This window comes from Candidatus Viridilinea mediisalina (genome assembly GCF_002532535.1).
Taxonomy (GTDB): Bacteria; Chloroflexota; Chloroflexia; order Chloroflexales; family Chloroflexaceae; genus Viridilinea; species Viridilinea mediisalina.
In genome coordinates this window covers 1-24126 of record NZ_NQWI01000053.1, presented here as the reverse complement: position 1 = coordinate 24126, position 24126 = coordinate 1, and the positions used below count along the sequence as shown (strand labels likewise).

21 protein-coding genes are annotated in these 24126 nt (G+C 57.3%); 18 read left to right on the top strand and 3 right to left on the bottom strand.

Annotated elements, in window-relative coordinates; all coding sequences use genetic code 11:
• Together CJ255_RS12375 and CJ255_RS12370 are read left to right on the top strand one after the other, a co-directional pair.
• Nucleotides 1-2406, top strand: a complete 2406-nt coding sequence (locus CJ255_RS12375) for a heme lyase CcmF/NrfE family subunit (protein ID WP_097644415.1) — start codon at nt 1-3, stop codon at nt 2404-2406.
• A 5-nt stretch (nt 2407-2411) separates the two neighbouring features.
• On the top strand, nt 2412-3503 hold the full coding sequence (locus tag CJ255_RS12370) for a J domain-containing protein (protein WP_097644414.1): 1092 nt from the start codon (nt 2412-2414) through the stop codon (nt 3501-3503).
• A gap of 287 nt (nt 3504-3790) precedes the next feature.
• Here CJ255_RS12370 and CJ255_RS12365 read toward each other — a convergent pair whose 3' ends face one another.
• From CJ255_RS12365 to CJ255_RS12355, 3 genes are all read right to left on the bottom strand, one after another.
• Nucleotides 3791-6151, bottom strand: coding sequence for a PAS domain-containing protein (locus CJ255_RS12365; RefSeq protein ID WP_097644413.1), 2361 nt, complete (start codon nt 6149-6151; stop codon nt 3791-3793).
• Between the two features lie 88 nt (nt 6152-6239).
• Nucleotides 6240-6920 carry a response regulator gene (locus CJ255_RS12360; RefSeq protein ID WP_097644412.1) on the bottom strand — a complete coding sequence of 227 codons (681 nt, stop codon included), beginning with the start codon at nt 6918-6920 and terminating at the stop codon, nt 6240-6242.
• A gap of 47 nt (nt 6921-6967) precedes the next feature.
• Nucleotides 6968-8368 carry a response regulator gene (locus CJ255_RS12355; protein WP_097644411.1) on the bottom strand — a complete coding sequence of 467 codons (1401 nt, stop codon included), beginning with the start codon at nt 8366-8368 and terminating at the stop codon, nt 6968-6970.
• Nucleotides 8369-8601: 233 nt separating this feature from the next.
• Here CJ255_RS12355 and CJ255_RS12350 point away from each other — a divergent pair, with 233 nt between their 5' ends.
• From CJ255_RS12350 to CJ255_RS12275, 16 genes are all read left to right on the top strand, one after another.
• On the top strand, nt 8602-8949 hold the full coding sequence (locus CJ255_RS12350; protein WP_097644410.1) for a hypothetical protein: 348 nt from the start codon (nt 8602-8604) through the stop codon (nt 8947-8949).
• A 215-nt stretch (nt 8950-9164) separates the two neighbouring features.
• Nucleotides 9165-9683 carry a copper chaperone PCu(A)C gene (locus CJ255_RS12345; protein ID WP_097644409.1) on the top strand — a complete coding sequence of 173 codons (519 nt, stop codon included), beginning with the start codon at nt 9165-9167 and terminating at the stop codon, nt 9681-9683.
• A 212-nt stretch (nt 9684-9895) separates the two neighbouring features.
• The gene (locus CJ255_RS12340; RefSeq protein WP_097644408.1) at nt 9896-10477 is read left to right on the top strand and encodes an SCO family protein; all 582 of its coding nucleotides are present in this window, start codon (nt 9896-9898) and stop codon (nt 10475-10477) included.
• 135 nt (nt 10478-10612) lie between these two features.
• On the top strand, nt 10613-10987 hold the full coding sequence (locus CJ255_RS12335; protein WP_097644407.1) for a cupredoxin domain-containing protein: 375 nt from the start codon (nt 10613-10615) through the stop codon (nt 10985-10987).
• 125 nt (nt 10988-11112) lie between these two features.
• A complete protein-coding gene (locus CJ255_RS12330; protein ID WP_097644406.1) occupies nt 11113-12228 on the top strand; it encodes a DegT/DnrJ/EryC1/StrS family aminotransferase in 1116 nt (371 codons plus the stop codon).
• A 28-nt stretch (nt 12229-12256) separates the two neighbouring features.
• A complete protein-coding gene (locus tag CJ255_RS12325) occupies nt 12257-12511 on the top strand; it encodes a type II toxin-antitoxin system Phd/YefM family antitoxin (RefSeq protein WP_097644405.1) in 255 nt (84 codons plus the stop codon).
• The gene (locus tag CJ255_RS12320) at nt 12508-12933 is read left to right on the top strand and encodes a type II toxin-antitoxin system VapC family toxin (RefSeq protein ID WP_097644404.1); all 426 of its coding nucleotides are present in this window, start codon (nt 12508-12510) and stop codon (nt 12931-12933) included. Before CJ255_RS12325 ends, CJ255_RS12320 begins: the two co-directional genes overlap by 4 nt.
• A gap of 76 nt (nt 12934-13009) precedes the next feature.
• Nucleotides 13010-13984: an NAD-dependent epimerase/dehydratase family protein gene (locus tag CJ255_RS12315; protein WP_097644403.1), complete on the top strand. Its 975-nt coding sequence runs from the start codon at nt 13010-13012 to the stop codon at nt 13982-13984.
• Between the two features lie 156 nt (nt 13985-14140).
• Nucleotides 14141-15367: a DegT/DnrJ/EryC1/StrS family aminotransferase gene (locus CJ255_RS12310; RefSeq protein WP_097644402.1), complete on the top strand. Its 1227-nt coding sequence runs from the start codon at nt 14141-14143 to the stop codon at nt 15365-15367.
• A gap of 126 nt (nt 15368-15493) precedes the next feature.
• Nucleotides 15494-16666, top strand: a complete 1173-nt coding sequence (locus CJ255_RS12305) for a glycosyltransferase (RefSeq protein ID WP_097644401.1) — start codon at nt 15494-15496, stop codon at nt 16664-16666.
• Nucleotides 16667-16817: 151 nt separating this feature from the next.
• Complete coding sequence (locus CJ255_RS12300; RefSeq protein ID WP_097644400.1) at nt 16818-17537, top strand: polysaccharide deacetylase family protein; 720 nt, start codon at nt 16818-16820, stop codon at nt 17535-17537.
• A gap of 2 nt (nt 17538-17539) precedes the next feature.
• Complete coding sequence (locus CJ255_RS12295; RefSeq protein WP_097644399.1) at nt 17540-18529, top strand: GNAT family N-acetyltransferase; 990 nt, start codon at nt 17540-17542, stop codon at nt 18527-18529.
• An 11-nt stretch (nt 18530-18540) separates the two neighbouring features.
• The gene (locus CJ255_RS12290; RefSeq protein ID WP_165774688.1) at nt 18541-20130 is read left to right on the top strand and encodes a biotin/lipoyl-binding protein; all 1590 of its coding nucleotides are present in this window, start codon (nt 18541-18543) and stop codon (nt 20128-20130) included.
• Between the two features lie 207 nt (nt 20131-20337).
• The gene (locus CJ255_RS12285; RefSeq protein WP_245863359.1) at nt 20338-21411 is read left to right on the top strand and encodes a glycosyltransferase family 4 protein; all 1074 of its coding nucleotides are present in this window, start codon (nt 20338-20340) and stop codon (nt 21409-21411) included.
• Entirely contained in the window at nt 21408-22490 is a 1083-nt protein-coding gene (locus CJ255_RS12280; protein ID WP_097644397.1) for a glycosyltransferase family 4 protein, read from the top strand. The genes CJ255_RS12285 and CJ255_RS12280 overlap by 4 nt, the downstream gene beginning before the upstream one ends.
• Before the next feature lie 323 nt (nt 22491-22813).
• Nucleotides 22814-23989, top strand: coding sequence for a glycosyltransferase family 2 protein (locus tag CJ255_RS12275; RefSeq protein ID WP_097644396.1), 1176 nt, complete (start codon nt 22814-22816; stop codon nt 23987-23989).
• Nucleotides 23990-24126 lie beyond the last annotated feature (137 nt).

Here is a 24126-nt window from a genome sequence, read left to right as displayed (position 1 = left end):
ATGTACCTACTCGGCACCTTTCTGATCGTTACCGCGATCGCGATGGCGTTGCTTGCGGTGGGCAGCTATGCGGTAGTCATCCGTCAGGGTGGGAGTACGCCGCTGCTCTATGGGCGCTTTGGGGTCTATGCCTCATTGGGCGCGGTGGTCATGGCTTGGACGCTGATGATCACGCTCTTTTTGGCACGGCGTTTTGATATTGAGTATGTCAATAACTATAGTTCGCGTGAACTTGATCTCTTCTTTACCGTTGCTGCAAGTTGGGCTGGGCAGCCGGGGAGTTTCCTGATCTGGATTCTCTTTGGATCGCTTGCCTCTGCGCTGCTGATTAAACGTTCGCGCCATTTTGAACCCTACGCCCTGCTGGTCTTCATGCTGGTGCAGGCGGGTTTGTTGACCTTTGTGCTGATTCTTAACCCCTTTAAGCCCCTGATTGATCCGGCGACGGGTTTGCAACTTACCCCGCCTGATGGCCGTGGGCTGAATCCGCTGTTGCACAACTTCTGGATGATTATCCATCCTCCGGTGCTCTTTGTGGGCTATGCGTTGGCTACGGTGCCCTTTGCCTTTGCGGTGGGAGCCTTGATCCGGCGCGACTATGATACATGGGTGGCGCGGGCGTTGCCCTGGACGCTGGCCGCGTGGAGCTTTCTGGGGCTGGGGTTGCTGCTCGGTGGCTACTGGGCCTATGAGACCTTGGGCTGGGGGGGCTACTGGGGCTGGGATCCCGTCGAGAACTCTTCGCTGGTGCCGTGGCTTACGCTGACGGCCTTGCTGCACGGCATGCTGGTGCAACGCATCGGCGGCGGGCTGCGTAAGACCAACCTGCTGCTGGCGCTCATGACCTATGTGCTGGTCTTTTATGCCACCTTCCTGACCCGCAGCGGGGTCTATGCCAACTTTTCGGTTCACTCGTTTGTAGCTGAGGGTATCTTCGAGGGGCTGGTGGCCTTCTTGGTGCTGCTCTTTGCTGGCTCGTTGAGCTTGTTGCTCTGGCGGAGCCGCGACATTCCGGCGCGTGGCTTGAGTGATAAGTTCTTCTCGCGTGATAGCTTCTTTGTGCTTGGCATCCTCACGATTGTGCTTGTGGCGTTGGTGGTTGGCCTCGGCACCTCGATGCCGGTCATCTCGGCGATTCCGGGGGTGGGCCATACGCTTCAGGGCTGGATGGGGGCCGCCTTTGAGCTTGACGATGGTACGCTGATGAATCCGCAGGCGCAACCCTTTGAGGATGGGCGCTTCAGTTTGGCCCCCAGTTTCTACCAGCAGACCACCCCGCCGTTGGCTTTGGTGGCGGTGGTGCTGATGACCCTTGGCCCGCTCTTGGGTTGGCGTGATAGCAACCTGAGTAATCTGCTGCGGGCGTTGCGCTGGCCGGCTCTGGCTGCGGTAATTGCCACTGTGGTGGCAATGTTCATCAGTGTGCGCGACATTCTGGCGCTCTTCTATGTTGCGGGGGCTACCTTTGCCTTGGGCACCAATCTGGTGATGATCCAGCGTACCCTGAAGAGTGGCTGGATGCGGATTGGGGGCTACTTGGCCCACGTAGGCTTTGCGATTATGCTCTTGGGCTTTGTTGGCTCGAGTGCCTATGCGACGCCAGATACCCGCTTGACCCTTGCGCCTGGTGAGCGTGCGGAGATCTTTGGCTATGAGTTTACCTTCAATGGCTATCAGCTTGATGAAAATGACCACGGCGTCCTTGATTTTACGGTGAGCAACGGTGAGCGGACCTTCAGCGCACAGCCCTACCTCTACGAAAACCGGATGATGGGCATGACCATTACCGCCCCTTCGATCCATAGTTTCCTCTGGTACGACCTCTATATCTCGCCAGCAGGCTATGATCCTGAGCGCGACCAGGCGCGTCCGGTGTTGGGGCAGAGTGAATCGGCTGACGTGGGGCCATACCATGTCACCTTCTTGGGCTTCAACCTTGATCGTGATGATATGGCTGGCGGAAGCGATCTGAGCGTAGGGGCGCGCCTGATGGTGCGCTACGAGGGCCAAAATTACCAGCTTGAGCCGCTGGTGCAGATTGTGAACAATACGCCGAGTGGCCAACAAGAGCTCCAGTACATTCCGGCGGATCTGCCGGGTGGTCATGGGGCCCAACTTACCATGGTTTCACTCGATCCAGGCACGCGGCGCGTGATGCTCCAGGCTTCTGGCCCGGGTATGGAGAATTTGCCCGTGACGGAAGCCAAGGGGGTGATTGCGGTCAGCGTCAAGCCTTTGGTGATCTTGGTTTGGGTTGGGGCCACCCTCTTCTTGATTGGTGGCTTCATTGCCACGTTGCGCCGCTACCTTGAGAACCATGCCCTATTGGCCGGGGTGCGTCCGCGCCTGCCACGCGGTTGGTCGTTGGGCGGCGCACGACTTGGTTCGCGTGGAGTTGGCCGATAGGAATCATGCACGATCATTACGAGACCCTGCAAGTCCACCCCAAGGCCGACACGGAGGCGATCCGTGCGGCCTATGGGCGTATGTGTGAACGTTATGCTCCCGAACGGCTCGAAGGGGCCGCCGAGGAGTTGCAGCAGCTTGCACGTCAGCGCCGCGAGGCGCTCGATCACGCCTATGCGATCTTGAGCGATCCGCAGTTGCGGGCGGCCTATGATGCTGAATTGGCGGCGACGGCTGTGACTGCCGAACCCGATGATGCGGTGCAAGAGGCGCCCGCTGAGGATGAGGAGTTGGACTATCGGCCCTTGCCGCCAGCAGGTCGTCAGGAGCGCCCGCCGGGCTTTGATACCCAGCCGACGCGCCGCCGCGCACGAGCGCAGGCGCGTGGACGCGGCGCAGCCCGTCCGCCTCTGCCGGAGTGGGTGGCCCCAACCGTGATTGTAGCGGTCTGCACCTTTGCGATTGTACTGACCACCCTGATTACGACGGTACTCTGGGCCCCAACGCCAACGGCGGTCAGTGGCCCTCAGATCATCGATCCCAATGTTGCTGATCCGGCCCAACCCAACATGGAGCAGATGCTCAGCCAATTTGAAGCCCAGGTTATCTCAGCGCGCCAGGTGGTCAACAACATCCCGGATCACCCCAATGCGTGGTTGCAGTTGGGCAATGCGCTCTACGATAGCGTGATGGTGTTACGCGAGCGGCTTGATCAGGGCGATCTCAATGTTCAGAGCCTCTACATCGAGCGGCTCCCGCGCTGGCTTGAGGCGGCGGATGCCTACCGGCGGGCGAGCGAACTTGATCCCACGAGCGCCCTCGCGCATGCCGATCTAGGCGCAAGCCTCTGCTACTACGGTCAGAGCATCAACGACCAGAACTACATCCGCGAAGGCACCATCGAGGTTGAGCGGGCCTTAGAGCTAGACATTATGGAAGGGCGGGCGCTCTTGGGCGCGGGGATTTGTTACATCTTCGCCGATCCACCGCGTCGCAGCGAAGCCATCGAGCAGTGGCAGCGGCTGCTGCTACTCCCCGACGTAGAGCCGGGCTTAATCTTCCAGGCGCGCCAACTGCTCTTGGAGCATGCTCAGTAGTTTTACAGGACGCATTACGTTAGCTGCCGGTGGGGGTTTGGGGGAGGCTTCGCCTACCCCAAAAAAACTGTTAGCGCGAAAAAGCTCTGGGCCGTGACGTTGGCTCGGTGGCTGAGCCTGCCGAAGCCACCGAGCCAACGCGACGCATCCCTACGAGCCCAAGGCTTTTTCGTGCTAACAAAAAACTCTTTTGTTCCGTGTTGGCGGCGAAGCCGCCAACACGGAACAAACAACGAGGTTTGAGGCGCAGCCCCAAGAGCGAATTTTAGGGCGGTAGCCCGAAACCTTTAGATTTCGTTAAAAATCTTCAGCAGCAGATGGGGCATAAGCGGCTTATGGAGGTAGTGGGTGGCCCCGGCAGCACGACAACGCGCCTCATCGTTGGGGCGATCAAGGGCAGTGAGGGCGATCAGCGGGGTATTGGCGAGCGCCGGGATTGCCCGGAGGCGCTGAATCAGCTCGATGCCAGCCAACTGGGGCATCTGCAGGTCAATCACCATGAGGTCGGGCAGGATTGCGTTGGCAGCCTGGAGACACTCTTTGCCATCATGGGCAATGCGTACCTGATAGCCAAGCCCAGAGAGGAGGGTTTCGTACCAGATCAGATTGGGGCCATGGTCATCGGCAAGCAACACACGCAAGCCTTGTTGCACCGTTTTGGGCTGTTGCTGTAATAGTGGTTCACTGCCTGTCGCTAGGAAAATCGTAAAGCGACTGCCTTGACCTAGCTTGCTGGTAACACGAATACTGCCCCCCATGCGATCTACCAGTCGCGCCACGAGGGCTAGGCCCAAGCCAGTGCCCGGAAATTGGCGTTGCAGGCCACTATCAATCTGCACAAAGGGTTGAAAGAGCATGTCCATATCGTCTTCAGCGATACCAATGCCATTATCTACAACTGTAAAGACAACGTGGCCCACCTCGGGCTGCCAGGTTGCCTGAAAATCAACATGACCACCGGCAGGCGTAAACTTGATCGCATTGGCCAGCAGATTGAGGAGAATTTGGCGTAACCGCCGCCCATCAGTGAACACCAGCGGTAGAGCTGGATCAAGTTGTAAACGCAGAGTCAACTGATGTTTTTCTGCGGTCGTACTCATCAAGCGCTGGCAGGCTTCACAGAGATCTTGGATGCTGACCGGTTCCACTTCGAGATAGAGCCGGTCGGCCTCGATCTTCGAGAGATCGAGCAGATCATTAATCAACTCTAGCAGGTGGCGGCCACTCTCACCAATCGTGACGACGGCATTATGCTGACGTGGGTTCAGATGACCATAGAGTTGTTCAAGGAGTGATTCAGCCCGACCAATGATCGCATTGAGCGGCGTGCGTAGCTCATGGGTCATGTTGGCCAAAAACTCATTCTTGAGGCGATTGGCGCGATCCAGTTGGGCATGTGCAGAACTCAGATCATTGTAGGCTTGACGCAAGGCATCTTCGGTCTGTTTGCGGAGGGTTATGTCACTCGCAATGCCCAAAATGAAAGCGATCTGTCCATTATGCTGGCGTTGGAAGACCATCTCACGGCAATAGAACCAGCGCCACTGCTCGGCTGCATCACGCAGACGATACTCAAATTCCACCAGCGTATCATCAGCAAGCGTGGTCATCTGCTGAAAATGGGCCTCAAGTTTATCGAGATCGTCAGGATGAACGAGGTTCATCGGGATATGCCCAGAGAAATTCGTGGTGTAGGGCGCTTCATAACCAAGCATCGTGAGCAAAGATCGGTTGGTATAGGCGAAGCGCCGTTCAGCAAGGTTGTAGGTGTAGATAAAATCGGGGGTTGCCGCATTGATACTGCCGACCAACTGAAGGTTGTGCTGCAAGCTCGATGAATGTTCAACGAAGCGCGCTTCAAGGTTACGCTTGCGATCCTCTACCTCAAGATCATCGCGTCGCAGATCATCAATGTCGGTCATCGTGCCAAGCATGCTCATTGGGTAGCCTTGGGCATTCCAGCGCGCTTGACCGCGAATTAAGAACCAGCGGTATGTGTCCTGTGTATCACCAGTATGGAGGCGAATTTCAACATTAAAGGGCTGACGCTGCTGCAAATGGGCATTCAATTGATTATCGAGATATTCAAAATCATCAGGATGGATCATCTGGAAGATGGACTTATCCCGCTCAACATACTGTTCGGCAGGTCGTTCGAGCAATTCGTGCATCCGCGAGGAGAAGAGGATCCGGTGATTAGGAATATCCCACTCCCAAAAGCCATCACCAGGGCCAATGGAAGCCGTTGTCGGCACTTCAGCCGTTGGTGCATCCAAGAGTTGGGCATAATCAGTAATATCTCGGTTGATGCTCACCACGCCACAATGTTCAGCCGTGTCATTGTAGATAACACTGACGGTTGAATGGATGGTGAGGGTCTGACCATTCCGATGGCGCTGCTGGATCTGACCACTCCACCAGCCCTGCTGGATCAATTGGGTTTTGATGGCCGCATAGTTAGGCAAAGGGCTATAGTCGGTCTGGAGTACTTGATCAACCGCATGCCCAAGCACTTCTGCATGTTGCCAACCATAGATACGTTCAGCGGCACGATTCCAACTCGTAATCAAGCCCTGCAGGTCTACCGTGATCAGCGCATCATGCATATTGTTCATAATCTGTAGCGCGAGGTTTGCGGTGAGAGTCATAGCGTTCAATTCTTTTGGGTGTGATCAACATGTGTAGCTAGGGTGTGCGAGGGAACCTGGTTCCCTCGCGCTCCCCCCAAAGACCATATCATGTATTCAACAACCCATAGCGTAGGGCATAGACAGCCGCTTGGGTACGGTCAGAAACATTGAGCTTGGCAATGATATGCTCAACATGGTTCTTGACCGTTCCAGGGCTAATGCCAAGCCGTTCCGCAATTTCGCGGTTGGTCAGACCCTCGGTGACCAGATGGAGTACTTCGCGCTCACGGCGGGTCAAGGGGGGGCGTTGGCTGAGGGTGTATTGCTCATCGCTTGCAGCGCGGCGCAAGAGATCGGCAGCTTGGTTGCCGTGCAACAGCGCCTCACCGCGCATCACCTGGCGGGCCGTGTCAAGGATTTCGGCGCGCGAAGCGTCCTTCAACAGGTAACCTGCCGCACCACTGCGCAATGCTTTCACCACATATTCAGGATCAGCATGGAAAGAGACGATCAGCACACTGGTGAGGGGCGCAACGCTCTTGATCGCCTTGGTGGCCGCAAGGCCATCAAGCACCGGCATGCGTACATCAAGCACCGCTAGGTGGGGCTGAAGTTGCTGGCATAGCTCAACTGCTGCTTGACCATTGGCAGCCTCACCAACAACCCGCATATCGCGGGCATGGTCAAAGACCGAGCGTAAGCCCGCGCGCGAGAGGTCGTGGTCGTCTGCAATAATGATATGGGCCGGGCCGGATTCACGAGTGCTAGAACGGGTTGATTTGCTCATCTGTTCCTCAGTTCTCCTGTTCTCCTGTCTTTCTGTTCCTCTGTTCCTCAGTTCTCCTGTTCTCCTGTTCTTCTCACCCCCAAAGGCAACTCGGCGATCAATCGGGTTCCACCCTCTGGCGGGCTCGTAAGCTGAACCCGGCCCCCAAGCAGCGCGGCACGGTCGTGCATGGTACGTAGCCCTAACTGTTGACCAAGGGGGGCGGTGGTGGCAGAGGGGGCAAAGCCACGCCCTTGGTCGGCGACACAGAGACGCACATGAGCGCCATGGTTGGTTAAGGTCAGGGTCGCTTGGCTTGTAGCAGCATGCTTGCGCACATTGGTCAGTGCCTCTTGGGCAATCCGAAAGAGTGCGATCTCGACGGCGGGGGCGAGGCGCTGGCTGCCTAGATCTTCGTGCAAGACCACCTCAAGGCCATCGGCAGCAAGCGCATTCGCGTGGAGGCGCAAGGCAGCCACAAGGCCCAAATCATCAAGTGCAGTTGGACGCAAACCAGCAAGCAGGCGGCGGGTCTCGCTGATCATACGGCGGCTAAGCTCAATTGCCCGTTCAAGGCTCGCACGGGCCTCAGGGCGGCGTATCGGGAAGTCGTACTGAAATTGTTCAAGTTGGCGATAGACTGCCGTCGCGGTTTGGGCTACTTCATCGTGTAGATCAAAGGCCAACTGGCGGCGATCCTCTTCGAGTAGATCGGCCTTGATCCGATCACTAATGTCGCGCACAACAATCTGGGCGGCAGGGGCATCAGCCCAGACAAACCAACTGCCATCAAGCTCAACTGGGCGGTGGAGACCAGTTTGGGCAACGAGGCTCGCGTTCAATTGGCTCAGGGCAGACTCCTCGGTCATTAGTTGTTCAAACCAGTGCTGAAAACGTAGCCGGTCGGTAGGATTGAGCAGATCGCAGAGCTGTTGCCCCACGAGTTGCTCAGCCTGTGGAGCGGCAACAAGGTGCGCCATAGCTGGATTGGCAAGTGTAATCGTACCATCATGAGCCAACATCACCAGACCATTAGGTGAACGTGAAAAGAGCATCTCGAAGCGTTGCTGTTCATCCAATAAAAGCCGGTAGCGATTGAGGTTCACAATCGTCCGCACGCGCATCCGCAACTCTCTCCGGTCGAAGGGTTTGGTAACAAAATCATCACAGCCAGCAGAAATACCATCGAGGCGCGCTTTGCGATCATCCAGCGCCGTGACGATAACCACCGGCATCCGAGCGGTCTGAGGGTTGGCACGCAGTTCACGACAAACCGTGAGGCCATCAATATCGGGCATCATTAAATCAAGCAGAATCAGATCGGGCATATGGTCATGGGCCATCCGCAGAGCCTCGGCCCCACCAGCGGCAAAGAGCAACTCATAGCCCTGGCCCATCAACATCTCGTGCATAACGTCGCGTGAAGATTCTAGGTCATCTACAATAAGAATGCTAGGTAAACGAGTCATAGTAGAGATTGTACCAATCACCCTTGAATATGCCACATAATCAAGAACACTAACGCCTATTGAGATGCCATGTTCGGCAATCTACAATCTACAATCTACGATCTGCAATCTGCAATCTACAATCTACAATCTACAACCTGAAATAGTATTATACAACTTCCCGCCTTGCATGGATGGGCAATCTCTTGCATAATGCCGCAATGGTGATTATATGGCAATCATCCAGGCAGGCTATGCGCCCAGCAATGTGGCTCAACTGGCTCTTGTTAGTTGCAGTGCCAGGGGCGTTGTTGGTCTGTACCTTCCATTGCCTCTTTGCTCACTACCTTTTGCCGCAAACCAACACACCTCAGGGCCAAGCTTCACCCTTTTTGTGTGGTCACTTCTTCACTGTTGAAAACCCAACGGCGCAACCGCCACCACTCAGCCCCAGTGTCTTCCAAGGGCTGATCCAGGCGCTTGCAACCATTGCAGCCGGTTTTGCAATCCTGCTGGTGCGTTGCAACCCAGTGTTCCTTGCGCCGTCCCCTCTCTATACGCGCCTCGGCGAGCCACCACCAGCGCCGCCGCCGCAGTGGTAAGCCTCCCGGCGGGGGTTCGGGGGTGGCGAAGCCTCCCCTGAAGAATGATTTCTTTCGTGTTGGCGGCGAAGCCGCCAACACGAAAGAAATAAAGAGGGTTTGGGGCAAAGCCCCAACAATATGGAACGTAGCACGATAGCCCAGAGGGGCATGGTACCGCCGTGCCCATGAACCTTTGGTCACATGACCAAATAATACAGGAAGGATATACTCCCATGCTTCGCATCCAAGCGATCATCATAACGCTGTTGGCTGCGCTGGCCCTTGCGGCTTGCGCTGAGGCACCGACCACCGCGCCCGCGCCCGCTGCCGAACCCGCTGCTGATGCGCCCAGCTACACCTTGGGCGATTTGACCTTGACCGACCCCTGGATTCGGCCCCGTAGCCAAGCCGAAGTTGAGGCCGGGCCGATCAATACGGGCGGCTACCTGCTGATCAGCAACCAGGGCAGTGAACCCGACTTCCTCATCGATGCGGCTGCGGGCGATCTCTCTGAGGTGGTCGAGTTGCATACCATGGTCATGGATGGCGATGTGATGCGTATGGATCAGATCGAGCGCATTGAGATTCCTGCTGGCGGCACGACAGAGCTACGCCCCGGTGGCCTGCATGTCATGTTCATCGGCCTCAATCGCGGCCTCGAACCTGGTGACATCATCAAGCTGAACTTGACCTTTGAGCGCAGTGGTACCATCGAGGTTGACGCGGTTGTGCGTACGCCGCCGCAGAACTAATACCATTTCAGATGGTAGATGGTAGATGGTAGATTGCCGAACATGGCGTCCCAATGAGCTTTAGCGTTCTCAATGATGCGGCATGTTCAATGGTCATTGGTAGAACTAGGTATGCAACCACAGAGGCATAGAGCAGAACGAGATGGCGAGATACATTCAACCACAAGCCCTCTGTGAACTCTATGCCTCTGTGGTGAAAAACAGGGAAACCTATGTTGCGTTTCATCATCCTAACGATCCTCTTGGTGGTTGGGCTCAGTGCGTGTTCAGGCCCGCCCGAACTGAAGGGTACGGTGATTGATCCACCGCTGCCCGCGCCCGATTTTACCCTGACCGACCATAATGGCCAACCCTTCACCCTGAGTGAACAAAAGGGCAACATCGTGATGCTCTACTTCGGCTTCACGCTCTGTCCCGATATTTGCCCAATTGAGTTGGCCAACCTTGCGGCGGTCAAACGCGAGTTGGGGGCTGCTGCGGAGACCATGCAGGTGGCGCTGATCACGGTTGATCCTGAACGTGATCTGCCCGAACGGCTGGAACTCTATGTCCAAACCTTCGACCCCGATTTCATTGGTCTGCATGGTGATACGGAGACGCTTGAGCCGATCTATCGTGATTATGGGGTCTTTGTGCAGCGGCGCGAGTTGCCTGAATCGGCAATGGAATATACCATTGACCATTCGGGCTTTGTCTATCTGATCGATAAGGCGGGGCGTTGGCGCATGCTCTATGCCCATAACACGCCCACTGCCGATATTGTCAGTGATCTGCGCGTGTTGCTGCGCGAGTAGATAGAAAAGCGAAAGTTCGTTATTAAGAAGCTGTCTGAAAAGCTAGTGGGCACGCGTTGGAGTGCCGGCTTTAGCCGGCTGAAGCCGGCACTCCAACACCAGTTCATAGACTTTTCAGAAAGCCTCTAAGAAACTATGGCTATACTACGTACATTCATATTGGTATTCGTCGGCCTGATCTTGCTGGTAGGCAGCGCAGTCACCGCCTTTGGGCTTTACCAAGAGCGGCGGGAGGCGCAACGCAGCCTGGTGGTGCGGGTCGAGCCTGGCACGGCGGCTATGCTCGCTGCGGGCGAGCCGCTAGAGCTCTTTCCGCTGGAGCTTACACTGCGGCTGGGTGAACAGGATACGCTGGTGGTACAAAACGATGATGTTGAGCCGGTTACGATTGGCCCCTACCGGGTTGCACCAGGGCAGCGCTTCGTGCAACGCTACGAGAGTCCGGGTATCTTTGAGTTGTACTGTTCACTCCATGGGGATGAGAATTTACGCATTGTGGTGATCCGTTAGCGAGTAGCGAGGATGCGTGAGGCGAAGCGACGTGGGCTTCATGCCATCGTATCCTTGCACCTTCGCAAGGCGAAGCGGCGTGGGCTTCGCGTCATCGCATCCTCGCGCCCTCGCAAAAGGTACTTATGATTCCTTTTGTCGATCTCAAAACCCAATACCAAAACCTCAAAGCCGAAATTGACCAAGCTGTGCTTGAGGTTCTCGCACGGAGCCAGTTTGTCTTGGGGCCAGCGGTGGCGGCGTTTGAGGAGCAGTTTGCGGCCTATTGCCAGACGCGCTACGCTGTGGCGGTAAACAGTGGTACTAGTGCGCTCCATCTGGCACTCTTGGCGGCGGGGGTGGGGCCAGGGGATGAGGTGATTACCACACCGCATACGTTCATTGCTACAGTGGCTGCGATTGCCTATACTGGCGCAACGCCCGTCTTTGTGGAGATTGAACCAGACAGCTTTACGCTCGATCCGGCCAGACTTGCAAGCGCAGTGACCCCGCGTACCAAGGTGCTGTTGCCGGTGCATTTGTATGGCCAAGCGGCGGCAATGGAGGCGGTCATGGCCTTTGCCCAGCAGCATGGCCTCGTGGTGATCGAAGATGCGGCGCAGGCTCACGGGGCTGAATACCAAGGGCGGCGCGTGGGTAGCATTGGTGCGCTGGGCTGCTTTAGCTTCTACCCAGGCAAGAATCTGGGAGCCTATGGCGAAGGCGGTGCGCTTACCACCAGCGATCCGGAGTTGGCACGCAAGCTGCGCATGCTACGCGATTGGGGCGCAGAACGGCGCTACCACCATGAAATCCAGGGCTTTAACTACCGCATGGATGGCATCCAAGGGGCCGTGCTGGGGGTGAAGTTGCGCTACCTTGAGCAGTGGATCGAGGCGCGCCGGGCTCTAGCCGCCCGCTACACAGCGGCCCTCACGCCCTTGGGTATCCGTGTGCCCACCGCTCGCCCGGAGTGTCGCCATGTCTACCACATCTACGCAATCCGCGACGCCCGACGTGACGAGTTGCAGTCCTTTTTGCAGCAACAAGGCATAAGCACAGGTATCCACTACCCCATCCCGGTGCATCTGCAAGGAGCCTTTGCCGCACTTGGCTATCAGGCTGGCACATTCCCCCAGAGCGAAGCGGCAGCCCGCGAAGTCCTCTCGCTGCCGCTCTACCCGGAGTTGCAGCCCGAACAACAGGATCAGGTGATCGCTGCGCTGGCGGAGTGGAGCGGAAAGGAGGAAAGCGTGCTATAATCTAGTCAGACTAGACAGGAGGCAAGGCATGACCCATACATGGCAACTACAAGAAGCGAAGAGCAAGTTTAGCGAAGTGGTCGAACAAGCAATGACCCATGGCCCGCAACTGATTACAAGACGTGGGGTAGAGGTGGTGATCGTGGTGTCGTATCGCGAATATCGTGCCTTGACACTCATGCAGACAAAGCTCTCACAATTCTTTCGTGAATCACCTTTAGCAGAGCAAGAACTTGATCTAGAGCGTGATCCGAGTCCGGTGCGTGGAGAGTTCTTGTTGTGAAATATTTACTCGACACCAATGTACTCTCCGAATTGGTGAGTAAAGCCCCAAACCAGGCCGTGATTGAGTGGCTTGATGCGCTTGAGCCCCATGCTGTCTATCTCAGCGTGATTAGTATTGGTGAAATTCGTAAAGGAATTGAAAAGTTGCCTGCATCTAAGCGCCGTGAACAGGTGATGGCTTGGCTTGAACACGATCTCCTGTTTCGCTTCCAAGGCAATATTGTTGAATTAACCCTCGAAGTGATGCTCACATGGGGCGCGTTAGTCGGGCGTCTTGAAGCGAATGGTACGCCGCTTCCCGCCATCGATTCACTCATTGCAGCCCTTGCGCTCCATGGCGACTTTGTGCTTGTAACGAGAAATGACGAGGATTTCAAGCATACAGGCGTCACTATTGTGAATCCCTGGAAGTTGGCGTAAACTCTACCCGAAGAACCTTCTTTCGTTGGTGTTGGTGACGTAGCTACCAACACCAACGGAAAAAAAGGAACCACATATGGCTACCACAAGCCCCAAGCGGGTATTGCTCACTGGCGGTGCCGGGCTCATTGGTTCGCACATTGTTGATCTGCTGGTAGCCGAACGCGCCCAGGGGCGCTACGGCGAGATTATTATTCTCGACAATTTCGTGCGGGGTCGCCGCGCTAATCTGGCGGCAGCGTTAGCCCAAGCCCCCCTGACGATTATCGAGGGCGATATTACCGATGCCGCCCTCGTGCATGATGTGATGCAAGGGGTGGATCTGGTCTTCCATTTGGCCGCGATCCGCATTACCCAGTGCGCCGAAGAACCACGCTTGGCCCACGATGTCTTGGGCAGCGGGACGTTCAATGTGCTGGAAGCCGCCGTTAAGGCTGGTGTGCAAAAGGTGGTTGCCTCTTCCTCCGCCTCGGTCTACGGTATGGCCGAGCAATTCCCCACATCCGAGGCCCACCATCCCTACCAGAATCGCACGCTCTACGGCGGGCTTAAGCTCTACAACGAGGCGTTGTTGCGTAGCTTCCACGAGATGTATGGCCTCGATTATGTGGCCCTGCGCTACTTCAATGTCTACGGGCCGCGTATGGACATCCACGGAGCCTATACCGAGGTACTGATCCGCTGGATGGAGCGCATTAGCACAGGTCAGGCACCGCTCATCTTTGGCGATGGGCGCCAGACCATGGACTTTATCTATGTGACGGATATTGCCCGTGCCAACCTGTGCGCCGCTGAAGCAAACGTGAGCGATGCGGTCTTTAATGTGGCCAGTGGGCGCGAAACGAGCCTGAGCGAACTGGCCGATGCACTCATGGAGGTCATGGGTGTCAACCTGCCCCTAGAGTATGGCCCCGAACGCAAGGTCAACCCAGTACCCCGGCGCCTCGCCGCCACCAGTGCCGCCCGTGAGCAGTTGGGCTTCCAGGCCGAAGTGGACCTGCGTCAGGGCTTGCGTGCCTTGGTCGCCTGGTGGCAACAGGAAAAGGGGTAGAACTTTAGAGGCTGTCTGAAAAGTCTATCAACTGGCGTTGGAGTGCCGGCTTCAGCCGGCTAAAGCCGGCACTCCAACGCGTGCCCACTAGCTTTTCAGACAGCTTCTTAGCAGGGTTTGGGTGGGCCTGGCCCTCCCAAAAATTCTATAACAACCATGATCAAAATCCCCCTCACCAAACCATACGTCGGCACTGAAGAGGCGCAGGCGGCTCAACGGCCCATTCTGGCGGGCTGGCTGACCCAAGGGCCAGAGGTGGCAGCCTTTGAGCAGGAGTTTGCTGCGTTTTGCGGGGCTGCCCATGGCGTTGCGGTGGCCAATTGTACTGCGGCGCTCCATCTGGCCCTGCTCGTTCTGGGGGTTGGCCCCGGCGATGAGGTGGTGACGGTGAGCCACTCCTATATTGCTACAGCTAATGTGATTCGCTACTGCAATGCTAACCCAATTTTTATTGACATTGATCCAAGAACTAGTAACATGGATGCATCCTTGATCGCAGCAGCATTGAGTCCACGCACCAAAGCGATCCTGGTTGTCCATCAGATGGGCATGCCAGCCGATATGGCTCAGATCAATGCGCTCGCCCAGCACCACAAGCTTCCCGTAATTGAGGATGCTGCCTGTGCCAGTGGGAGTAGTATCAACTGGCAGGGTACGTGGCAGCAGGTGGGGCGGCCCCACAGCACGATGGCATGCTTCTCGTTCCATCCGCGAAAAGTAATCACCACGGGTGACGGCGGCATGATTACGACCGACAACCCTGAGTATGCGGCCCAGTTGCGTCTGTTGCGTCAGCATGGCATGAGCGTCAATGATCGGGTGCGCCATAGTGCGACCCAGGTTGTCTTTGAGGAGCATCGCATCGTGGGCTACAACTATCGCATGAGCGACGTGCAGGCCGCCATTGGCCGTGAGCAACTGAAGCGTCTGCCAGCGCTTGTGGCCGCCCGACGGCGTCTGGCTGCCCGCTATATGCAATGCTTGGCTGCGCTTCCGGGCCTAGAGTTGCCCCATGAACCTGCGTGGGCCCAGAGCAATTGGCAGAGCTTTTGGGTACGTCTGCCCGCCACATGCAAGCAACGCCGCGTGATGCAGACTATGCTCGACCATGGGGTTGCTACCCGCCGTGGGATCATGAATGCCCACCGCGAAAGGCCCTACCAGCGCCCCGCAGGCTACCAACTGCCCCACTCCGAAGCGGCCCAGGATCACAATCTCATCCTGCCCCTCTACCCCCAAATGAGCGATGCGGAACAGGATTATGTGGTGGAGGTGCTGGAACAGAGTCTTTGTCAAGCAAGAACAGAGGAGCAGAAGAACAGAGGAACAGAGGAGCAGAAGAACAGAGGAACAGGCGAAGCCTCTCCCGAAAAAATTTGTTAGCGCGAAAAAGCTCTGGGCCGCGCCGCTTGGCTTCGACAGGCTCAGCCAGCGGCGCGGTGGGGGCCTAGCCCCAAGAGCAGATTTTAGGGTTACCGTAACCCATCCCATGATTCTAGAAACCAACTGATGAGACCAAACGATAGCGATCAGCCACTACAAGGTGCCCGCCTCAAGCGGCGCAAACTGCTCCTCTTCTCCAATAACGTTGCGATGGGGGGGATGGAAGCCCATATACTGCTCTTGGCGCGCCATCTTGACCAAACCCAGTTTGAGGTATATGCGATCTGTCCCGCTTGGGAGCCGACGCGGCTCTTTAATGAGCGCATGGCGCATGAGGTTGACCATTTTGCAACGGTGACTCCGGATCGACGTTACGGCTGTGTGAAGCAGGTGGTTGAGACGTGGCGCTTCTGGAAGTTGCTGCACACCTGGCGTATTGAGGTGTTGCATATGCACTCAACTGGCTATCAGGGGCTGACTGTTGCCTTTCTGGTTGCCCGCTTGAGTGGTGTGAAACGCATCTATGTGACGGAGCACCTCGCGCCTGAACAGGCATTACCCTTGCCTAAGCGGGTGATGCGTAGCCTCTTTAGTCTGTTGCTCAACGGCATTGTTTGTGTCTCTGAGAAGAACCACCGCTTGCGTGCGCACTACATCTTGACGCCACCAAAGCGCACGATCGTGGTTGCAAATGGGGTTGATCCCGATGAATTTACCCCGCTGCCGGCCGAGCAGCAGGCTGCGTTGCGGCGTGAGTATGAACTACCCGCCGATGCACAGATTGTTGGTTCCGTCGTGCGCTTTGAGCCAGAAAAGGGGCTGGGTGATCTGATGCTTGCCTTCCAACAGATCCGCGCCAGTTGCCCCCAAGCCTACTTGCTATTGGTGGGTGATGGCTCACTGCGCGAAGCATTGGCACAACAAGCGGCCCAGTTGGGCCTGGCGGAGTATGTGCGCTTCACCGGCTTTCAGCGCGACCCCAAGCCCTTCCTGAGCATTATCGATGTCTTTGTGCTGCCGGTGCCGTTTGGCTCAATGTCCATTGGTCTGCTTGAGGCAATGGCGATGGGTTGTGCCGTCGTGATTACCTTCGGCGGGCCTGGCGAGGCGGTGGTGCATGAGCAACACGGCTTCTGCGCCGAGCCGCATAACCCGGCTTCATTGGCCCACTACATCCTGATGCTCCTAGAAGACCCCGCGTTGCGCCAGCGGCTCGGTAGCGCAGCGCGCCAGCGTGTCGAAAGCGCTTTTTCAGCGCAACGTGTCGCACGCACCTTGGCTACGTTGTACCAACAATAGGATAGAGCAACGAGGAAGTAGGAAATAGCGCAAACTGACTATAACCCATAGGGAAGATGTCAGAAATGCGCTTATAGCTTTACAATCTTGCGAGGATGCGTGAGGCGAAGAAGCGAGGATTTCGCGTCCTCGCGTCCTCAAACCAGCCCATATGATCAAATTACTCAAACAGAGCATCATTCAGCGCTTCGATGCACTAGGCAACCACTTGCTTAGTCCGCCGCGTAGCGGCTTTGGCTACTTTGTGCATCATGGGCCGCGTGACCAGCCCAAGCTCGCGTTGACCTTCGATGATGGCCCGAGCCGCCCGTGTACCGAGCAGTTGCTTGAGGCGCTGGATCAACTTGAGGTCAAGGCGACGTTTTTTTGCTTGGGGGTGAATGTGGGCTACCACCCTGAGCTTGTGTTGCACATGTACCAAAGGGGGCATGTCATCGGCAACCATTCGGGATGGCATAGCCGTAAACGTGGCCTGCTGCCATGGGCCGATCTCAGCCATATCCGGGCGGGCGAGGAGGCGATCTATGCGGTGCTAGGGGTGCGCCCGCGTTTCTACCGTCCGCCCTGGGGCTGGCTTACGCCCTGGGAGGGCCGTCGGCTCGCACGGGCGGGCTATACCATCATTGGGTGGGATGTCTATACGCTGGATTGGGTCATTCCCGAAGTGGATGCTGTTACGCTGGCCCGCGACGCCTGCCGGGTGGCGCAAGCGGGCTCAATCTTTTGTTTTCACGACGCCAAGCCGTGGGAACCGCTTTGGGAAAAGCGCGAAACCACCCGTGCGATCAAGCTCCTTGTGCCCGAATTGCGCGCCCAAGGCTATGAGTTTGTTACATTGGCTGAATTGTTGCATCGTCCGGCATATGGGTAAATATGAAAATTCTCACCCCCATTGATGATAGCTTCTGGTGGGAGGTTGCGCGCCGGTGTAGGTATGCGACCTTCTACCATACGCCCCTTTGGCGTGATATTGCGCGGCGTAGCTTTCCGGGGCGCTACCGCGACGTAAGCTTTGGCGCTATCCTGCCCAGTGGGGTGCGGGTGGTCTTTCCGTTGCTGCAAAGCGAGCGCCTTATCCCACTGCGCTGGCTCTATTCTACTTTCGAGAATTGTTACGGTGGCTTCATCGCCGATGGCCCAGTGACAGATGACGAAGCGCTGCGCCTCTATCAACAAAGCTGCGGTCATACCACCTATACCTTCTATACCACCGATAACCCCTTTGCGCCGCCGCTTATGCCCAACGTACAAACCCTGCTTCAGCCGGTCTACCGTGAGCCGGCCTATATATTGCCCCTTGCAGGCGATCTGAAGCAGGTCATGAAACGCTTTAAGCACGGGCGTGTGACCTGCTACCGCAGTGGTTTGCGTCAGGGGGTGCAGGTGCGGGTAGCGCGTTCACTTGCTGAATACCGCGCCTACTACGCGAGCTACCGCGATGCGGTGGAACGCTGGGGCGAGGCTGATGACTATGGTTACCCGTGGGAGATGTTTGAACAGATCTACTATTTGAGCCAAGAACACCCTGAACAGATCAAAACCTGGCTCATGCTGGTCAATGGCCAGATTGCAGGTGGGCGCTTGGCGCTCTATTGGAATGAATGTGCTTCACTCTGGCACGGCTCGGCACACCGCGACTTTCTGCGCTACAATGTGATGACGGTGGGCGATGTGGAGATTATGCGTGTAGCGCTCGAACAGGGCTACCGCTACTTCGATTTTAATACAAGCAGCCTCAAAAAAGGAGTCATGGAGTACAAACAGCGTTTTGGTTGTGAACAACGCGAGGTGACCATGTGGCGTTTTCAGCAACCTTGGCTGCGTTCGCTGCAACAATGGTATTGGAAGGTCAAAAAGTATTAGTGGAGGAACATATGTTCCGAAGAGCCATAATCATATTCAGCTTCTTGCTGCTCACCACTGCGTGCAGCCTGGAAGCGCGCATTCCTGAACCGCCGAGTACCATTGAGGCACTGCAAGCGCCAACCGAAACGCAGCCCACGGCTGAACCAGCGCCCACGGTAGATGCTGAGGCGGCTACGTTTACCGTGCAACGCGGTACGGTAGCCGCTGAGTTGGTGCTGAATGGCCGGGTGCGTTTCGTTGAGGTCGGGGCCAGCTTTGTCAAATCGGGCAGCATTGCGACGATTTTGGTCGAACCGGGCGAAGAGGTCACGCAGGGTCAACTGCTGGCCCAACTCTCTGGTGCCGACATGGAGGATCAGTTGCTGCAAGCGCGGGCCGACTACAACCAGGCCAATAGCGCCATCCAACAGGCAATTGCAGCCGCCCAAGTGGATGTGCAACGGGCCCAGTTGGGGGTGGAGGCGGCCCGGCTTCAGCTTGAAGATGCCAAACGCCCAGCGCGTCCCCACGAGATTACCAATGCGCGTGCGCTGCTCCAACAGGCCGAATCGCGTCTCTCCACGGTGCGTAATACGGTCTCTGCCACCAAGAATAATGCGCTTGAGGAGATGAATACCGCCGTGGTCTTCCTTGAGGTGGCCCAGCATCGCTATAGCGATGCGGTGCTTGTGTTTGAGACCATCAGTGCGCGTACTGAAGTGGGCCCAGACCTCGAAGAGGCCCGCGATGAACTGCGTGAGGCCCGCGAGAATCTGCGCAACGCTGAGGATCGGTTGGCGCGGGCACGTATTGCCTATGATACGGCGCTGGGCAATGAGGTTGCTGCGGTGCAAAATGCTGAGGCGGAAGTGATGGATGCCCAAGCCCAACTTGAGCGCCTGCTTGCTGGCCCCGATCCCATCGCCATTGCCGAGGCTGAACGCAATGTGCGCTTGGCCGAGGTTGGGGTGCAAGAGGCGAGCCTGCGCCTACGCCCCGATCCTATGCTCAGCCGCGCCGCCAGTTTGGCCCAAAATCAGATCCGCAACCTTGAACGTGAACTGGAATCACGCCAACTCTTTGCGCCCATTGCTGGTACTGTCACACGCATCGATCTCACCCGTGGCGGCACCGTCCTTGCCGATGCGCCCGTGCTGATTATTGCCGATGCTACGAAACAAGAGATCGTCACCGATTTCACAACTCATCGCACGACCCTCCCGATTGGTCAGCAGGTAGCCCTCAGCTTTGCGCGCTACCCCGGACAACAGATTGTAGGCACCATTACCGGCTTGCCAACGCGGCAGCGCGACACCTTTGATGGCCAGGTGGCCTCTCAGGGCTATACCATCAATTTCTCTGCGGGCGACCTCGATCTGGATGTTGGTGATCGCGTTCAGGTACGGGTTGATCTCGGACGGGCCGAAGGGGTACTCTGGTTGCCCCCTGCTGCCATTGACCGCAGTGAGGCTCAAGCCTTCGTGATCCTGCGTGATCGCGCTGGCGAGCGACGGGTTGATGTTGTGTTGGGCCTCGAAAGTCCTGAACGCATTGAGATTCTCAGTGGGCTTGCCCAGGGCGACCTTGTGGTTGCACCCAATGCCTCGGTAACACCGTAATCCTTAGAAGCTGTCTGAAAAGCCGGGGGACACACGCTGGAGTGCCGGCTTTAGCCGGCCAAAGCCGGCACTCCAACGCCAAACCATAGACTTTTCAGACAGCCTCTTAGGGATGGTTTCAGGGCACTTTACCGTTTGTGAGGACGCGAGGACGCGAAGCCCTCGCCTCTTCGCCTCACGCATCCTTGCAACAAGAACTGGTATACCGTGTATCATATCGCGTTTATCCTTGAACAGGCGCTCGGCCATGTCACCCACAGCGTCAATCTGCAACAGATGGTGCCCCTAGAGGCCACGGTGCAAGCCCATTGGGCCTTGGTGCCGTTTCATCGCAAGGGCCTTGCTGCCCGGCTACCGGGCTATGGCAATTGGACAGTACGTGCAGGTTGGCGCGCCCGGATGCAGCTTATGCGCTTGCAGCGCCAGCATAAGCTTGATCTGCTCTTCTTCCACACCCAGGTACCTGCGACGCTGAACCTCGATTGGCTGCGGCGCATCCCGAGCGTTGTTTCGCTTGATGCAACCCCGCTACAGTACGATGAACTTGGCCCCTACTATGCCCATCAAGCAGGGCCCCTTTGGGCCGAATTGGCCAAATGGCGGCTCAATCGCGCATGCTTTACCACCGCACGCCACCTGGTCGTATGGAGCGCATGGACACGCCAAAGTCTCATCCGTGACTATGGGGTGTCGAGCGAGAAGATTAGCATTATTCGCCCCGGTGTTGTGGTGCGCGACTGGCAGCGCTCCCAACCCCGTAGCGACCACGCTGGCCCACTGAAGATTCTCTTCGTCGGTGGGAATCTTGAACGCAAAGGCGGGTTGCTGCTGATTGATGCCTTTCGTCGTCTTGAACGGGGGCGGGTTGAACTCCACCTGGTCACCCGCGATAGCGTTGCGCCCGAAGCCGGGATCTTCGTCTACAACGAACTGCAACCCAACAGCCCAGCGCTCAGGCAACTCTATGCCGAATGTGACATCTTTGCCCTGCCTACCTACGGCGACTGTATGCCGTGGGTACTCTCTGAAGCTAGTGCGACTGGCATTGCAATCATCACTACACCAGTCGGCGCCATCCCCGAAATGGTTTACGATGGCACAACCGGCCTGCTCGTGCCCCCCGGCGATTGCGACGCGCTTACGGTTGCCCTGCAACGCCTCTGCACCGATGCGCCGCTGCGCCTGCGCCTTGGCGCCGCCGCCTATGAACATGTGGCCCGTAACTACGATGCCCAGACCAATACCAAACGGCTGATTGATCTGCTGGAGTCGCTTGTATGAGCAACCAAATTCTTCTGACTGTCTCTGGCATTATTCCGCCCGACCGTGCAGACCAAGCGGATCGTGGTCAGCGTCAGCGCGCCGATTACCATGTGTTGGCTGAGGTGCTAGGCGCGGATCTCTTTGATGTTGCGGCTGCACGCCAAGCGACCGGCATGTTTGGCAGGCTGCTTGAACGGATCGCAGGCCAACATCTGCTGCTCGCCTGGGCGACCTTCCAGCAACGCCGTCACTATCAACTCATCTTTAGCGACGGTGAACAGATTGGCCTCCCCCTGGCACTGCTGCTCAAAATGGTCGCTTGGTTGCAACCCAAACGTCCGCGTCATATGATGATTGCACATGTTCTCTCTGTGCCCAAAAAGATGGTTTTTTTGGATTTATTCAAAATTCAGAGCCACATAGATACCTTTCTGGTCTATGCTTCAGCCCAAAAGCAGTTTATCGAGCAACGCTGGAAGCTGCCAAGCGAGCGCGTGGTGTTGACCCCCTTTATGGTAGATACGACCTTCTTCCGGCCCGACGCGGTTGTTCCTACCCCCCGCGAACGGCCCATGATCTGTTCGGTGGGCCTCGAACGCCGCGACTACCCGACACTTATGCGCGCCGTCGCAGACCTGCCGGTGGATGTGATGATCCTCGCGGCCAGCCCATGGTCGCGCCGTACCGATGGTACGGAGGGGCAGGCGCTGCCCGCCAATGTGCGTTTGCAAAAATTCAACCAATGCGAGCCACGCCAACTCTATGCCGATAGCACGTTCTTAGTCATGCCCCTTCAGCCGGTAGATTTCCAAGCGGGCGTGACGGTCATCCTCGAGGCGCTGGCCATGGAGCGTCCGGTGATCTGTTCGCGCATTCCGGGCCAGACCGACGTGATCGTTGAGGGGCAGCACGGTCTCTATGTGACCCCAAGCGACCCGGCAGCCCTGCGGGTGGCCATCGAGTACCTGCTGGCCCACCCCGATCAATGCACCAACATGGGGCGCAACGGACGCCGCCTCGTCGAGCAGCAGATGAGCCTTGAGGTCTATGCGGCTGGCCTAGCGCGTGAAGCGCAGAAACTCTTAGAAGCTGTCTGAAAAGCCGCAGGGCACATGCTGGAGTGCCGGCTTTAGCCGGCTAAAGCCCGGTACTCCAACGCCAACCCATAGACTTTTCAGACAGTCTCTTAGAGGCAGAGGAGGCAACAAAGGGATAGGGGTTTTTGTTAGGGAAGGTTTCAGAAACGGCCTTTCAGCTTTACCCTTGGAGTGCCGACGTTAGTCGGCATCCGGGGGTTGGCGGCGACCTCAGCCGACTAACGTCGGCACTCCCTAATGGCGCAAACGGTAACGTGTCCTGAAACCTTCCCTTATCATTATTTTACCGCGTCTCTCTCCCAACCTCCCAAGGAAGTAGTCCTATGCTCATGCCCATTGTGATCCTCATCGGCAGCGGCCTAGCGCTGATGGTAGCCTACCTGCTGCTGCTCACCCTTGCGGCCCTCTTTGCGTCACGTACCACCGCGCTACGCCGCGAAGCGCCGAGCCACCGTTTTATCATCATGGTACCAGCCCACAACGAGGAGCGTCTGCTGCCCCAGTTGCTCCAGAATCTCCAAGCGCTCGATTATCCCCCTGAGCTCTACCGTGTCCATGTGGTTGCCGACAACTGCGAGGATGGCACGGCTGAACTGGGGCGAGCCGGGGGCGCGGTGGTTCACGAGCGCAGCGATGCGAACCTGCGCGGTAAGGGCTACGCCCTCGAATGGCTGCTTGAGCGCATTTGGGCCAGCAATGAGCCCCACGATGCTATCGTCATTCTTGATGCCGATTCGGTGGTTTCGCCCAATTTCTTACGCATTATGGATACGCGCCTCGCCCGGGGCGAACGGGTGATTCAGGGCTACTATGCCGTGAAGCAGCCTGAAGGCGCGTGGAGTGTTGGGCTACGAGCGGTAGCCTTGATTCTGTTACACTACTTGCGACCCCAGGGGCGCGTTGTCCTTGGTGGCTCCACTGGACTCAAAGGCAATGGCATGGTCTTTGCTGCTGAGATTCTACGCCAGCACCGCTGGTCGGCTTCGCTCACCGAAGATATTGAGTACCACATGGAGCTCATTCTGGCGGGCGAGCGGGCCACCTTCGCCCCTGATGCACTGGTTCTGGCCGAAATGCCCGACAGCCTGCGCGCCGCGCAGAGCCAGAATGAGCGCTGGGAGCGCGGTCGCATGGAGATGATCCGCCGCTTTGTGCCCAATCTGTTGGGCCAGGCGCTCCGTCGCCGCAGCTTCCTGCTCTTCGATGCCGCCATTGAACAACTCATCCCGCCCTTCTCCGTACTGGTTGGCCTAAGTCTGCTCTTCGGCCTTACGGCGATCTTCATGCCTAGTCCGATCATCGTAGGCTTGGCATGTTTTATCATCCTCGGCCAGATCATCTATGTCTTCAGCGGCCTGCTGCTCGCCCGCGCGCCACGCAATATCTACCTTGCGCTCCTCTTCGCGCCCATCTTCATCATCTGGAAACTCTGGCTCTACCTACGGCTACTCCTTGGCCTCAAGCCGCGCGCGTGGGTACGAACCTCAAGGAATGAATAGCGAAACGAGGACGCGAGGACGCGAGGACGCGAGGACGCGAGGACGCGAGGACGCGAGGACGCGAGGACGCGAGGACGCGAGGACGCGAGGACGCGAGGACGCGAGGACGCGAGGACGCGAAGCCCTCGCCTCTTCGC